General features: G+C 63.7%; 9 protein-coding genes. 4 read left to right on the forward strand and 5 right to left on the reverse strand.

What is annotated here, in order from left to right; genetic code table 11:
* Positions 1–137: 137 nt before the first annotated feature.
* From SM764_RS05490 to SM764_RS05505, 4 genes are read right to left on the reverse strand one after another with little or no spacing between them, the layout of a single operon-like run.
* Positions 138–1,061: an esterase-like activity of phytase family protein gene (locus SM764_RS05490; RefSeq protein WP_369001224.1), complete on the reverse strand. Its 924-nt coding sequence runs from the start codon at positions 1,059–1,061 to the stop codon at positions 138–140.
* Positions 1,034–1,894 carry a penicillin-insensitive murein endopeptidase gene (mepA, locus tag SM764_RS05495; protein ID WP_274831758.1) on the reverse strand — a complete coding sequence of 287 codons (861 nt, stop codon included), beginning with the start codon at positions 1,892–1,894 and terminating at the stop codon, positions 1,034–1,036. Before mepA ends, SM764_RS05490 begins: the two co-directional genes overlap by 28 nt.
* Before the next feature lie 5 nt (positions 1,895–1,899).
* Positions 1,900–3,264 (reverse strand): MFS transporter, encoded by a 1,365-nt coding sequence (locus SM764_RS05500; protein ID WP_065273671.1) that lies wholly within the window; start codon positions 3,262–3,264, stop codon positions 1,900–1,902.
* Positions 3,265–3,315: 51 nt separating this feature from the next.
* Positions 3,316–3,876, reverse strand: a complete 561-nt coding sequence (locus SM764_RS05505) for an acyl-CoA thioesterase (RefSeq protein ID WP_274831618.1) — start codon at positions 3,874–3,876, stop codon at positions 3,316–3,318.
* A gap of 130 nt (positions 3,877–4,006) precedes the next feature.
* On the opposite strand from SM764_RS05505, the gene SM764_RS05510 reads away from it, so the two are divergent.
* From SM764_RS05510 to yaaA, 3 genes are all read left to right on the forward strand, one after another.
* Positions 4,007–4,294 (forward strand): YggT family protein, encoded by a 288-nt coding sequence (locus SM764_RS05510; protein ID WP_065272230.1) that lies wholly within the window; start codon positions 4,007–4,009, stop codon positions 4,292–4,294.
* Between the two features lie 159 nt (positions 4,295–4,453).
* Complete coding sequence (recQ, locus tag SM764_RS05515; protein ID WP_369001225.1) at positions 4,454–6,514, forward strand: DNA helicase RecQ; 2,061 nt, start codon at positions 4,454–4,456, stop codon at positions 6,512–6,514.
* 30 nt (positions 6,515–6,544) lie between these two features.
* Entirely contained in the window at positions 6,545–7,306 is a 762-nt protein-coding gene (gene yaaA, locus SM764_RS05520; RefSeq protein WP_274831616.1) for a peroxide stress protein YaaA, read from the forward strand.
* 81 nt (positions 7,307–7,387) lie between these two features.
* Here the strand turns inward: yaaA and SM764_RS05525 are convergent, their stop codons facing one another.
* On the reverse strand, positions 7,388–9,682 hold the full coding sequence (locus SM764_RS05525) for a response regulator (protein ID WP_368947831.1): 2,295 nt from the start codon (positions 9,680–9,682) through the stop codon (positions 7,388–7,390).
* Positions 9,683–9,826: 144 nt separating this feature from the next.
* On the opposite strand from SM764_RS05525, the gene SM764_RS05530 reads away from it, so the two are divergent.
* The gene (locus SM764_RS05530) at positions 9,827–15,268 is read left to right on the forward strand and encodes an alpha-2-macroglobulin family protein (RefSeq protein WP_369001226.1); all 5,442 of its coding nucleotides are present in this window, start codon (positions 9,827–9,829) and stop codon (positions 15,266–15,268) included.
* Positions 15,269–15,331 lie beyond the last annotated feature (63 nt).

Raw genomic sequence — 15,331 nt, forward strand, 5'->3', positions numbered from 1 at the left:
CGCTATTGGCAAGACAGGGGAGGCTCCCGCCCGCCGGTGAGACATCACAGATGTCCCCCCGCCCGTTGGGCCGGGCAGCGTGCAGGGCACGCTGCGGGCGCGTCCTTTTGCGCGGTGGCATGCGGCAGCAGCCGGGGTCAATCGGGTAGGCTGTATTCCACAAGTTCGGTGCGCTGCACTGACAGGAAGTTATCGTCAGAGACCATCGTTGCGCGCAAGACTCCCGCTGCGTCGCGCCAGATTGACACCCCTTCGAGATTATCGTGGGTGCCGAGCGCGGTCTGCAGCAGGGTGGTTTCGTTCTGCGGCCCGTCCTCGGTGATATCCCAGCGCCGCAGGCGGCTGCGGAAGCCGAAGAACAGGAAGTTACGCTCCAGCAGGTAGAACCGCCCGTCGGGGCCGAAATCCGCCCCCACCGGCATGAACCTTCCACGCCGGGGCAGGCTGAAGGGCTGGCTCCATTCACTGCCGTCCCACTTCCAGACCGGCAGGTTTCCGTCCTTGTCCGGGGCGTTTTCCGGCAGGGTGTAAAGGTGACCGGCGCCGTCTATGGCCAGCGCCTCCAACGCCTTGTTGGCGGGCATCTGCCGGAAAGCGTTGGGGCGGGGCAGGACCTCCGCCCGGCTGCCTCCACGCTGGTGATGCGCCACGCGCGACACCCCTTCGAAGGAGATATAAAGGCTGCCATCGGGGGCAACGGCCAGCCCTTCGCTGTCGACGATGCGCCCTTGCAGGATACGCCCGGTCGAGGCTCGCAGGCTGCGTCTTTTGGTGACGCGCGCCGAGGTGATCCTGCCCTCTGTACGATTGATCCGGGCCCTCACCAGATGCGCCCGGTCGCTGAGCAGGATCATGGAGCGGCCGTCCTTGCCCATCTCGATGCCGGAAAAGCCGCCGAACCAGGGTTTTTCGGGCTGCACCGGGGGCGCCCAGGTATAGCTGCCGATCAGCCGCGCCTCAGCCGACACCCGCCCGGCGCGGGCGCCTGCGTAGGTCGCCACGGCCAGCGCAGCTGCAGCCATGAGGGCAAGGCTTAATCTGATTGCAGGACTGCGGCGCATTGCCGGGGCAGATCCTTCATCGTGTAGTCGCGGCGCGGCTTGGGCTTTGGCGCATTGGGATCGCGCGGCTTGGGCGGCGGCGGGTTCAGGATGTCATCGACCCATTTCTGCGCATCGGCGCAGCCATCGCCGCGCGGGGGCGGGTTCTGATCGACGCAGCCGCGTGCGCCGCGTGGACAGTTGAGCCGCACGTGGAAATGATAGTGATGGCCCCACCAGGGGCGGATCTTGCGCAACCAGCGCCGGTCGCCCTTGGCATCCTTGCACATCTGAACCTTGGCGCCGGGAAAGACAAAGATCCGCGCCACGCGTTTGTCGCTGGCGGCGGCCTTGAGGATCTCGTGGTGCTGACGGGTCCAGTCACTGTTCACAAAGGCGCCCTTGGCCCGGCGCATGGAGATCGAGGAGACCTTTTCGCGCTGGGCGCGGCTGAGGTTCAGCCGGTCCGGCGGACGCATCCAGATGTCGATATCAAGGCCAATCTGGTGACTGCGGTGGCCGGACAGCATCGGGCCGCCGCGCGGCTGGCTGATGTCACCGATATAAAGCCCCTTCCAGCCCGGTTGCCGGGCCGCGAATGTGCTAAGGTCACGGATGAAATCGACGGTCTCGGGGTGGCCCCAGTTGCGGTTGCGCGACAGGCGCATGGCCTGCCATGTCGGGCCGGTTTCCGGCAGTTGCACGGCCCCCGCGACGCAGCCCTTGGCATAAGAGCCAAGCGGTGCAGGCCGTTGCTGGGATCCGACCGCCTTGGCGCCGAACAGTTGCTTGGCCGGGGTTTCCGCCGCAACTGGCCCGATCAGCCCGGCAATCGCGACAAGCGTTGCAAACAGCAGTCTCACGTCTGGTCTCCCTCGGCCTCAACCCATTTCAACAGAATCAAGCCTAGAACAAAAAGTCCGATGACGGGAGTGATACCAAGTCGGGCGCTGCCGGTGATTGTGGTTGCAATGCCGATGAGCGCGGGCGCGAGGAAAGCAGTCGCGCGCCCGGAAAGCCCATAAAGTCCAAAGCTTTCCGTGGCTTTGGCGAGATCCGTGTGGCGCACCATCAGGCTGCGGCTGGCGGATTGCAGGATTCCGCCGAAGCCGCCAATCAGAACGCCGCAGCCAAAAAATACGGCATCGGGCAGGGAGGAACCTTCGGATAGTGCGACGCCAAAGAACTGCTCCCGCGACATGGAGACCACGGTAATGCAGACCAGCGTCAGCACCAGAATGGCGACAATGATCACCGGCTTGGGACCATGGCGTTTGTCCGCCTTGCCGCCCAGCCAACTGAACAGGGCCGCCGAGATCGCGGCGATGATACCGAAGATACCGATATTGGTGATCGACCAGTCCAGAACCAGGCTCGCATAGACACCGCCAAAGGCATAAAGCCCATTGAGCGCATCTCGGTAAAGCATCGAGGAGACGAGGTAACTGGTCAGGCTGGCGCGGTGGCGCAGCCCGGCCACCAGATTGATTACCATCCGAACCGCCCGGCCCATGCTGCCACGCTGACCGGTGGCGTGGTTGTCATGCACCCACAGGAAATAGGGAACCATGAAGACGGCGAACCAGATGGCGGTCACCGGGCCGACGGCGCGGGTCCCCTCTTTTGCTTCGGCATCAAGCCCCAGAATGGGATCAAGACCGATCAGGGTCTTGCCGTTGCCTTGCTCCACGAACAGCAGCAGCATGATAAAGAGCGCGATCACCCCGCCAAGATAACCAAAGGCGAAACCGGAGCCGGAGATGGCGCCGACCTCTTCCTTGCTGCCCATCGACGGCAATTGCGCGTTGACGAAGATCAGGGCGAATTCAGCGCCGATAAAGCCAAAGCCGAAGCTGATCAGCATCCACCACAGGTTGCTGCCTGCCGGATCCATGTACCAAAGTCCCCAGGCGCCGATCAGGTACATCATGGAAAACACCATGATCCAGGGCATCTTTCGCCCCGAAATATCCGCCAGTGCGCCCAGAAATGGCGCACCAAAGCCGATGAGCAGCCCGGTCACGGTCATGCCGATGGACCAGATGGTCTGTGCCTGCGCCTTGGCGGCTTCCTCGGCCAGCCCCTGGCCCAGAAAATGCTGCGCGGCAACGGCGGCAAAGAAGGGGCCAAAGACAAAGGTTACAAGCAGCGTGTGATAGGGCTGGCTGGCCCAATCAAAGAACCACCACCCCCAGATCCGCTTTTTCTGTGACACCTCAGCCATGTCGCCCATCCCCCCGACCTTTTGTTGTTGCCGATAAGACAGGTGCTGACATTACGAAGCAAGCCCATCCTGCGTCTCTGCCATCGGTGGCCAGGGGCGTGTGGCATCAGCCTGACACCAGGCTGCGATCCACTCGGGCATTGTCGGGGTTTCGGCGTCCCCCTGACCGACGGCCGCCAGCACCTTTGTCGGAGGGACGATGCCCTTGGCGTCCGTGACGGCGGTGCGCAGCATCACGTGGCTGGCGCATTCGCCGTTCTTTTTCCACATGGATTGCTCCAGATAGATGAACTTGTCATCCCAGGCCACGGCGCGGCTGCGCATCTCGAAGCGTTCAAAGCCCCGGATACGGCGGCGGAAGCGCACCGAGGTGCCCGCCACAGTCATCCCCCAGCGGTTCTGGCGCAATGCGCCGATCAGCCCGACGCGCTGCGCCAGCATGGTGCGCCCCAAATCATACAGCGTCATCGCGCGGCCGTTGTTCAGCTCCAGCCAGATATCCAGATCCCAGGGCCAGCAGATATGGCTGGAGCGATGCACGGCCGTGAGCGGCAGGGGGTCCATGCGGCTGGCGACAAACAGATCTTTCAGCAAGCGGACGATGGGAAACATGGGCAGTCTTTCCTTTGCGATGTGCCCGTGTTGCCACCCATTTACCGCCCGTCAACCGCAACCTCGCGGAAGCCTTGCGCATCTGCACCCGGCTGCTTACCTGTTACGCTGGCTAACATAGGGGAATAGGATGTTATCGCTGTTTCAAATTCTGCTTTTGATCCTGGACATCGTCTGGTTCTTCATCATCGCGCATGTGATCATGAGCTGGCTGATCAATTTCCAGGTCTTGAACCTGAACCAGCAGTTCGTGGCGCAGATCTGGTATGGTCTCAACCGCATCCTTGAGCCTCTTTACGCGCCGATCCGCCGCCTGCTGCCCAATATGCAGGGGATCGATCTGGCGCCGCTTCTGGTGCTGATCGCGGTCTATGCGCTGCGCATCATCATCCAGAACAACATGATGATGTTTTACTGATCCAGTCTGGCCTGGCCGTGAGGCCGGGCAGCGCCTGTTCGGTGCGCCATGTTCGCGGAATAGACCGGTGATTTAACTGGGCGGCCTCTTGCCGCCCGATTCCTCCTGTGGGATTGTGTGCCAAATCCGAGCAGACACTCCCTTGAGGCCCTCCCTTTGATGACGCAGACGACAGACCTGCCACAGGCGACCCCGCTGCTGCGCGATATTTTCGGTTTTGATGCCTTCCGCCCCGGACAGGAAGAGATCGTCGATGCGGTGACCGCAGGCGAAAACGTTCTGGCCATCATGCCGACGGGTGGCGGTAAATCCCTGTGCTTCCAATTGCCTGCCCTGATACGCGATGGGGTCACGGTGGTGATCTCGCCGCTGATCGCTCTGATGCGTGATCAGGTGCGCGCCTTGCAGGAAGCTGGGGTTGCCGCCGGTGCGCTCACCTCGGGCAATACCGAGGAAGAGACCGAGGCCGTCTGGGAGGCGATCGAGGCGGGGCGGCTGAAGCTTTTGTACATGGCGCCGGAACGGCTCGCTTCGGGGGCGGCGATGGGGATGCTGCGGCGTATCGGTGTTTCGTTGATCGCGGTGGATGAGGCGCATTGCGTCAGCCAGTGGGGCCATGATTTCCGCCCCGATTACCTGCGCATCGGCGAGCTGCGCCAGGCGCTGGGCGTGCCACTGGCGGCTTTTACCGCGACGGCGGATCAGGAAACCCAGGAAGAGATCGTTCAGAAGCTGTTCGATGGACAGGCGCCGCGCGCCTTCCTGCGCGGCTTCGACCGGCCCAATATCCATCTGGCCTTTGGCACCAAGGACAGCCCGCGCCGTCAGATCCTCGGCTTTGCTGCCGCCCGCAAGGGGCAGTCCGGCATCGTCTATTGCGGCACAAGGGCCAAGACCGAGGCGCTGGCCGCCGCGCTGCGCGAAGAGGGGCATGTGGCCTGTCACTACCACGGTGGCATGGAGGCCGAGGACCGGCGCATCGTGGAAACCCGCTTTGCCCGCGAGGACGGGTTGATCGTGGTGGCGACGGTGGCCTTTGGCATGGGCATCGACAAGCCCGACATCCGCTGGGTTGCCCATGCGGATCTGCCCAAAAGCATCGAGGCCTATTATCAGGAAATCGGCCGCGCGGGCCGCGATGGCGCGCCTGCGGAAACCCTGACCCTGTTCGGGCCCGAGGACATCCGCCTGCGCCGCAGCCAGATCGACGAAGGCATGGCGCCGCCGGAACGCCGCGCTGCGGATCATGCGCGGCTGAACGCCCTGCTGGGGCTGGCCGAGGCGCTGAAATGCCGCCGTCAAAACCTTCTGTCCTATTTCGGCGAAACGGCAGAGCCCTGCGGCAACTGCGATCTTTGCGACAACCCGGTGGAGGTCTTTGACGGCACCACGGCGGTGCGCAAGGCGCTGTCGGCGATCCTGCGCACGCAGGAAACCTATGGCGCTGGGCATCTGATCGACATCCTGCGCGGGACCGAAACCGACCGGGTGCGGGCCAAACGCCATGATGAGCTGTCGGTCTTTGGCTGCGGCAAGGAATACGCCAAGGGCCAGTGGCAGGCGGTGTTCCGGCAGATGATGGGGCACGATCTGGTGCGCCCGGACCCCGAGCGCCACGGCGCGCTGCGTATGACCGATGCGGCCCTGCCGGTGCTGCGCGGCGAGGCCGGGATCGAGTTGCGCAAGGATACCATCAAGACCGCTGACAGGCGCCCGGCCGTGAAGGCGCTGGTCTCGGACGAGGACGCGCCGCTCTTGTCGGCGCTGAAGGCAAAGCGCCGGGCGCTGGCCGAGGCGCAGAAGGTGCCTGCCTATGTGATCTTCCCGGATCGCACCCTGATCGAGATGGCTGAACAGCGGCCCGAAACGCTGGATCAGATGGCCCGCATCAGCGGTGTCGGCGCCAAGAAGCTGGACCGCTATGGCGATGAATTCCTGAGCGTGATCACCGGCGCAGTGGAACAGATGCACCCGCAGCGGCGCAAACTGGCGACACGGGACGGGGCGGGGTCTTTGTACGATGCGCTGATGGAGGCGCAGGGGCAGCTGGCGCGGGGGGAATGCGGCACGCTGAAACCACTCAGCTGCTCGGCGTCGCTGCTGGCCAAGGTGGCCCAGATGCGCCCGGGCGATGAGGCGGGGCTGGAACGGCTGCTGGGAGAGCGCCGCGCGGAACGTTTCGCGGCGGCGTTTCTGGACGTCTTGCGCGGCGCGGGCTAAGTCTGGCCCAGAACAGAGCGAGGATGACAGATGCTGGTAGTGGTTTCCCCTGCGAAAAAACTGGACTGGGAAGAGCGCGACATGGAAATGACCGCGCCTGCCTTTCAGGAGGACGCGGTGCGTCTCAACGCCGTGGCGCGGGAGCTGTCGGTGGCCGAGCTGATGAAGCTGATGCATATCAGCGAGGATCTGGCCAAGCTGAACTACGACCGCTTCCGTAGCTTTGAGGAAAAGCCGGCCACCGATAGCCTGCGCCCCGCCGCGTTGGCGTTTGCTGGCGATACCTATCAGGGGCTTGAGGCCGCCTCGCTGGATGCCGAGGAAATGGCCTGGGCCCAGGATCATTTCCGCATTCTGTCGGGGCTGTACGGGGTGCTGCGGCCGATGGACGGGATGCAGCCCTACCGGCTAGAGATGGGATCGCGGCTGAAAAACGAACGCGGCAAGAACCTTTATGAGTACTGGGGCAGCCAGATCGCCGAAGCCCTGAACCGCCAGGCCGAAGAAACAGGCAGCGATATTCTGGTGAACTGCGCCAGCCAGGAGTATTTCGGCGCGGTGGATCTGAAAGCGCTGAAGCCGAAGGTGATCACGCCTGTCTTCATGGAGATGAAGAACGACACGCCAAAGGTCGTCAGTTTTTATGCCAAACGGGCTCGCGGCGCGATGGCGCGCTATATCATCCAGCACCGTTTGAACGATGCCGAGGCGCTGAAGGATTTCGACACCGGAGGTTACGTCTACAAACCGGAGCTGTCGGAGCCGGACAAGCCGGTGTTCCTGCGCGGCTGAGCTCCGCCAGCCCCATTTGTGCCGCCCCAGAGCCGTTCGCAGCTACAAGGTATCTGCACATGGCGCTGTCGTGGAGGTGGATCAGGCGGCTGGGCTTAGATCGATCGGCTGGGCATCCTGCGGGGCGTATTCACCGATACGTTCGAGGATCAGCGCCTTGCGCAGAGGTTTGGTCAGATAATGATCCAGGCCCGCCGCCAGGATGCCTTCGGAATCGCCAGCCATGGCATGCGCAGTCAGGGCGACGATGGGCACGTGACGGCCTGTTTCCTCTTCGATCTTGCGGATTTCCATGGTGGCCTGCTTGCCATCCATCACCGGCATGGAAATGTCCATGAAGATCAGATCCGGTTCGAAGTCCTGATAGGCCGCCACGGCCTCGACCCCGTTATTGGCAAAGCGCAGGTCGATATTGATATGTTTGACCATCTTGCGGAACACCAGCTGGTTGGTCTTGTTGTCCTCGGCTGCCAGAACCCGCATCTGCCGGGGGGCCGAGGCCAGATCTTCGGATTGGTCCAGAACAGCACCTTCACCGTCGGGGGACACCACCTTGGCGTTGTCGGCGGCATAGGCCTCTTCCAGGGTCAACTCCCCGGGGGCGGCACCCGGTTCCGCGTCCGGCGCTGCAGGCTGCGCTCCAGGCAGGGCGGCCGCGATCTCGTTTAGCTTTTCAAACAGCTCATCCCGCGGCGTGGGCTTTTGCAGAATATATAGCTTCAGCTCTTCTACGTCGGCGTCCTGCACCGTGTGCGGGTTGGAGCTGAGCAGTAGGAGGGGCACGTCGTTCCATTTGCCGTTGCGCAGATCACGGGCCAGTTGCACGCCGCCACCGCTAGGCAGGCCATGTTCACAGATCACCAGATCGATGTCCGCGGCCATCGCATCCATGGCGTCAGCGATGGTATGGGCGGTGGTCACATCGATGCCGCGCAGTTTCAGCTGGCGTTGCAGAATTTCGCAGTTGAGCTGCAGATCGTCGACCAGCAGGATCCGCTTCAGGCCGGGTGTCATCTCGGGAACCGAGGTATGCGCCCCTTGCGGAATCGGAAGCGGCAGGCGGAAACCGAAACAGGATCCCTGGCCTTCCTCGCTTTCGACCCAGATCTCGCCGCGCATCATGCCGATCAGACGTTTGGAGATGGCAAGGCCCAGACCGGTGCCTTCGAATTTGCGGTTGCGCTCATCCTCGACCTGGTTGAACTCGCCAAAGATGTGCTCGATCTTCTCCGCAGGAATGCCGATGCCGGTGTCTTCGATGGTGACATGAATCCAGCACAGGTTCTCGTCCGGGTTGGTTACACCGGTGACCCGGAGGGTGACATGACCTTCCTTGGTGAACTTGAGCGCATTGCCGGCCAGGTTGGTCAGAACCTGACGAATACGGCCGGGGTCTCCGATGAAACGGGTCGGTAGGAAGATGTCGTAATCCACCAGCATCGCCAGGCCTTTGTCCCGGGCCGTGGGTTGCAGCAGCATGACCACCTCGTGGATGCTGCGCTCCAGGTCAAAGGCCTCGGGGTGCAGTGCCAGCTTGTCCGCTTCGATCTTGGAATAATCGAGCACGTCGTTGATGATGACCAACAGCGCCTCGCCTGAGTTCTTGATCGTATTGGCGTAAAGACGCTGCTCCTCGCTCAGCTCGGTGTCGCTGAGAAGTTCGGCCATGCCGATGACGCCATTCATCGGCGTACGGATCTCGTGGGACATATTGGCGAGGAAGGCGGATTTGGCGCGGTTGGCGGATTCGGCGCGTTCGCGGGCGGCCCGCAGCTCTTCCTCGTAACGGACCGAGGAGGTGATATCGAGCGCAAGGCTGACCACATCGCCGCCCTGTCCGCGCTGATCGAACAGCCGCAGATAACGGTCGTCCCACATCCGGATCACGATGGGTTCTGGTTTCAGGGACATCCAGCGATCGGTCATCATCGACCGCCAGTGATCCGGCTTGAGCTCTTCGGTATTGACCAGACCTTCGTCTGTCAGGATCTGAAGGATCCGCACATAGGAGACTCCGGGGGTGATTTCCTCCAGCCCGTCAAAGATGTTCAGATAGGCAGTGTTGGCGCCGATCAGCTTGCTGTCGGAATCAAAGAAGGCAAAGCCGTCCTGAAAGGCCTGGATCGAATGCCACAGCCGACGTTCGGCCTTTTCGATCTTTTCGTTGGCCATGCTGAGGTCGGATTTCACCTTGGCGTTTTCGTCGCGTACGTTGGCGACTTCGGCCTGGGTCACGCCGATCTGCCGGGTCAGAGCCAGCGCGTGACGCCCGAGTTTGCGATTCGCTGCGGTCAGCTCGGCCTGCTTCAGTTCAAGCAGCCGCTCTGCCGCCAGGCGTGCCCGGCGTTCCTCAGCGAGTTTCTCGGCAAGGTTCATCCCTGCTAGCTCCATCCTCAATTAAATGGCGTGTTTACTCCGAGCCTGAACTCGGGCGGCAAATTGGCCATGATTGGTGTTACGACGGGAAACCTTGCTATGGCGTTAAGTGCGTGCAAGCTTAACCTCAGTTCGGAGGGTGCCATGTTGGATCGGTTTCTTATTGTTTTGCTTTCATTTCTCGGTTTTTTTGCAGCGTCGGTGCAGGCGGGGCCGGATCGCGTTTTGCCACAGGTGCGGTACCAGTCCTTTGCGGATACTGACTATTACGGATCCGATCTGCAGGCCCTTTTCGATACGGATCTGAACGCCTGCCAAAGGGCCTGCAGCGCGCAGCAGGCCTGCGCCGGATTTTCTTATAACAACAAGGCAAACGCCTGTTTTCCAAAGTCCGAAATGAAAGAGGCTACGCCCTACACCGGTGCGATTTCGGCGCTGAAACGCCCAATATCTGCGGCGCAGCAGGCGGCGGCCTCCCAACGGGCAGGGCGGCTGGACCGTCTGCGCCCCGCCGATATGCAGGCGGCATTGCGGCAGGCCCGGGAGATTGGTCTGCGCTACCCATCTCGCGGTGAAACCCTGGAGGATATGATCCGCGCCGGGCGCGGTCAGGCGCGGTCAGGCGGGGTGCAAAGCGCGCTTGGCTGGCTCAGCGCGGCAGTCGCTGTGAACGATGATCCGGCCCTGTGGACCGAGGTTTCCGCCCTGTGGCTGCGAATCGCAGACCAGAGCAAGCAGAACAAGAACGCCAAACGTCAGCAGGCGCTGGCTGCGGCGTTGAACGGATACCTGCGGGCCGAGTCTGCGCCTTTGCAGGCCGAGGCTTTGGTGACGGCCGGGCGGGCGCTGGAAAGTCTGGGGCGTGGCCGCGACATGCTTTCGGTGCTGCGTCTGGCGCAGGATCTTGCGCCCCGCGCCGACACTGCGGCGCTGCTGGATGAGGCTATCGGAAAATATGGCTTCCGCGTCACCGACAGCACGGTGGAAAGCGACAGCGCCACGCCGCGTATCTGCGTGGAGTTCTCCGAAGATCTGGCTCGCAGCGGTGTGGATTATGGCGATTACGTCAAAGGGGCCGGGGCCGAACTGGCTGCCGAGGCAAATGGTCGCCAGCTTTGCCTTGATGGCGCCGAACATGGCGAGCGTTACCGAATCGCTTTGCGGCGCGGTCTGCCTGCGGCCAGTGGTGAGGTCCTGAGCAAAGAGGTCGAACTGACCCATTACGTGCGCGACAGAACTCCATCGGTCCGTTTCCCAGGCCGGGCCTATGTACTGGCGAAATCTGATCAGGTGGCGCTGCCGGTGGAGACCGTGAACCTGCGCGAAGTCGCGCTGCAACTGCGGCAGGTCAGCGACCGCAACCTGCTGCGCACCTTGCAGGAAGGTTATTTCGGCCGCCCGCTGTCCCATTGGCAGGATGAATACTTTGCCTCGGACATCGGGCAGGAGGTCTGGACCGGTACGGCCAGCGTTCAGGATTCGCTGAACCAGGACATGACCACCCGGATTCCGCTTGTCGATGTGTTGGATGACCGACCGGTAGGGATTTATGCGCTGACGGCCCGTGTGCCCGGCGCCGACCCGTATGAGGACCCCGGCGCGACCCAATGGTTTGTGCTGACGGACTTGGGCCTCAGCACCATGTCCGGCGCGGACGGGCTGCATGTTCAGGTGCAGGGTCTCACCGACGCCAAGCCGCGTGCGGATGTCGAAGTGACGCTGATTTCAAATGCAAACGCGGTGCTGGCCACGGCGCGGACCGATGCCACTGGCTATGTCCGGTTTGATCCAGGCCTGTCGCGCGGGCGCGGCGCCGCTGCCCCGGCACTGGTCATGGCGCAGCAGGGGGAAGAAGATTTTTCCTTTCTATCTTTGAAGGATGCAGCGTTCGATCTGTCGGATCGCGGGGTCGAAGGTCGTCCCGCGCCGGGGCCGGTGGATGTCTTCCTGGCGACGGATCGTGGTGCCTACAGGGCCGGGGAGGTGATCCATGTCACCGCCCTGACCCGCGACAGCGGTGCCCGCGCCATCACCGACCTGCCGGTGACCGCAATCCTGCACCGCCCCGATGGGGTGGAGTACAGTCGTCAGGTATCAGACGGCGGACAGGCCGGGGGGCATGTGTTCAACCTACCAATCGGTCAGTCTGCGCCGCGCGGCACTTGGCGTCTGGACCTGAAAACGGATCCCAAGGCCCCTGCGCTGGCCACCCGGCAGCTCCTGGTCGAGGATTTCCTGCCCGAACGGATCGACTTCACACAGACTGTCGCGAATGCTGCGGCACTGGTGCCGGGCGAGGCGGCGCAGCTTGATATTTCGGCCCGCTATCTGTTTGGCGCGCCGGGGTCGGGGCTGACCATCGACGGCGATCTGCGGCTCAGCGCCAGCGACACGGTTGCGGCTTGGCCGGGGTATCGCTTTGGCCGCTATGATGCGCCCGGCAGCCCGCAGCGCTCTTACTTTGGCGGCGATAAAACGGATGCGGCGGGGCAGGCCTCGGTCGTGGTGTCGCTGCCAGCGGCGGCGACGATGGGCAAACCGATGCAGGCGACCATCGTGACCCGCGTCATGGATGGCGCCGCCCGCCCGGTCGAGCGCGAGCTGACCTTGCCGGTGCGGCCCGCAACCCCGGTGATCGGCATTCGTCCCCTGTTCGATGATGTGGTGGGCGAGGGCAGCGAAGCCGGGTTCGAGGTGATCGCCCTCAACCCTGACCTCACCCCCCTGCCGATGCAGGTGAAATGGACCCTGAACCGGGTCGAAACGCGCTATCAGTGGTATCAGCTTTACGGCAACTGGAACTGGGAGCCGACCACCCGCCGCACCCGCATCGCCACCGGCGAGACAACGCTGGGGCAGGAACCGGTGAACCTGTCCGAGCCGGTGGAGTGGGGCCGTTATGAGCTGGTCATCGAACGTCTGGATGGCACGCCGGTGACGGCGGCGCTTGATTTCTATGCAGGTTGGTATGCCCCGGCGGATAGCGCCGCGACCCCGGACCGGCTGGAGCTGTCGCTGGATGCGGAAAGCTATCAGCCCGGCGATACTGCCCGTCTGCGTATCGTACCCCGGGCTGGGGGCACCGCGCTGATCTCGGTGGTGTCCAACCATCTGATTGACCGCATGGCCGTCGAAGTGCCCGCAGGCGAAAGCACGATCCCCCTCACGGTGACCGAAGCCTGGGGCAGCGGCGCCTATGTGACGGCAACCGTGCTGCAGCCCGTCACCGGCAAGGCCAGCCGGACACCGGCGCGGGCGCTGGGTCTGGCGCATGCCAGTGTGAGCCAGCCGGGGCAGGAGCTGTCGGTTGCTATCAATGTGCCTGAGGTCGCCCGTCCGCGCGGCACCGAAATGGCCCGGGTCCGGGTCGATGGGGCCGCAGCGGGGGAAGAGGTCTGGCTAACGGTTGCCGCTGTTGATCTCGGCATTCTCAACCTCACCGGTTTCAAAAGCCCCGATCCCTCTGCGCATTACCACGGCCAGCGGCGGCTGGGGATGGAGCTGCGCGATCTTTACGGGCGGCTGATTGATCCCGGAAATGGCGCGATGGGGCAGGTGCGGTCGGGCGGTGATGCGGATAACGGCATGCGCATGCAATCGCCACCGCCGACGCAGGATCTTGTGGCGGTCTTCTCTGGCCCCTTGCAGCTGGACTCCAATGGTGAGGCGCTGTTCCCAATCGATCTGCCTGCCTTCAACGGCACCGTGCGGCTGATGGCAGTGGCTTGGTCAAAGCGTGCGGTCGGGCAGGCCAAGGCAGACATGCTGGTGCGCGATCCGGTGGTGGTGACCGCGACCGTGCCGCGTTTCCTTGCGCCGGGCGACAGCAGTCGCGCCCGGATCGAGATCGTGCATGCGGATGGACCGGCGGGCGAGATGGCCCTGTCGGCGCGTGCCATCGGCACGGGGCTGGAGCTTGGCCCCCTTCCGGGCGCGGTAACGCTGGCCGAGCAGGGCAAGGCGGTGCTCGAATTGCCGCTGACGGCGCAGGCTGTGGGCGATCCCGAGATCGAGCTAACCCTTACGACGCCCGCTGGGCTGCCGTTGGTGCAGCGGCTGCGAATGCCGGTGCGGGCCAATGACCCCGTCGTGGCGCAGACCCGACGCTTCCGGCTATCGGGCGGCGACAGTTTCCAGTTCAGCGCCGATGTCTTTGCCGGACTGCGGCCCGGCTCGGCGCGGGCGGTGCTTTCTGCCGGGCCTCTGGCCAAGTTCGACGTGCCAGGTCTTCTGGCGCAGCTGGATCGCTACCCCTATGGCTGCACCGAGCAGGTGACCTCGACGGCGATGCCGCTGCTCTATCTCTCTTCGGTGGCCGAGGCGGCGGGTCTGGGCAATGGACCGGCTGTGAAGGCGCGCATTGATGCGGCGATCCGCAAGGTGCTGACGCGGCAGGCCAGCAACGGTGCCTTTGGCCTGTGGCGCGCCGAAAGCGGTGATTTCTGGCTTGATGCCTATGCCAGCGATTTCCTGTCCCGCGCCCGGGCGCAGGGCTATGCGGTGCCCGATCAAGCCTTTGCCCAGGCGATGGACAACCTGCGCAACCGGATCAACTACGCCCCCGATTTCGACAATGGAGGCGAGGACATTGCCTATGCGCTGATGGTGCTGGCCCGCGAAGGGGCCGCCGCCATGGGCGATCTGCGCTATTATGCCGATGTGAAGGCAGGCGATTTCGCCACCCCGCTGGCGGCGGCGCAGCTGGGCGCTGCGCTGGCGGCCTATGGCGATCAGCCCCGCGCCGACCGCATGTTCGGGCGGGCGGCGCAGATGCTGGGGCGCAGCGGCGCGGAAACCCCGGTCTGGCGGGTTGACTACGGCACCCATCGCCGTGATGCCGCCGCGGTCCTGGCGCTGGCAAGTGAGGCCGGAAGCGCAGCGGTCAGTCAGGAATACCTGATGGCCCGGGTGACCGAGGATGGCAGCCGGATGTCCACGCAGGAGGCCGCATGGACTCTGCTGGCGGCGCAGGCGTTGGTCTCCAGCCCCGAAGACAGCGGTCTTCTGGTCAATGGTCAAAGCGTTGCCGGACCTTTCGTCGAGGTGCTGGATGGCAGCGCCGCAGCCACGGGGAAATCCATTTCAGCAGTTTCGGGACGCAGCACCGAGATCACCCTGACCACTCTTGGCGTGCCCGTAGTCGCGCCCGAGGCGGGCGGCTATGGCTACACGCTGAACCGCAGCTATTACACGCTGGAGGGCGAACCAATCGCAGAGCTGAGCTTGGAAACCGGGGCGCGTTTCGTGACCGTGCTGAGCGTGGTGCCGCATGAAGGCACCGGTGCCCGGCTGATGGTGGATGATCCGCTTCCGGCGGGGTTTGAGATCGACAATCCGAACCTGTTGCGCTCGGGCGATCTGCGCGATCTCGATTGGCTGAAGCTGGATCAGGCAACCCATGCAGAGTTCCGCTCTGACCGCTTCTTGGCAGCGGTAGATATCGGCGGCACCGAAACCGTTACGCTGGCCTATGTCACGCGGGCTGTGACGCCGGGCAGCTTCCATCACCCGGCAGCCTCGGTCGAGGATATGTACCGTCCGGCCTACCGCGCCCGCACCGCCGCAGGCCGCGTGCAGGTCCGGTGACCGGCGGCTGGCGGGCATACTTGCGCGCGCTTACCACTCGGTCAGCGCGCGGTGAATATGCCC

Source organism: Pseudophaeobacter sp. 1A16562 (assembly GCF_041008785.1).
Lineage (GTDB): Bacteria > Pseudomonadota > Alphaproteobacteria > Rhodobacterales > Rhodobacteraceae > Phycobacter > Phycobacter gallaeciensis_A.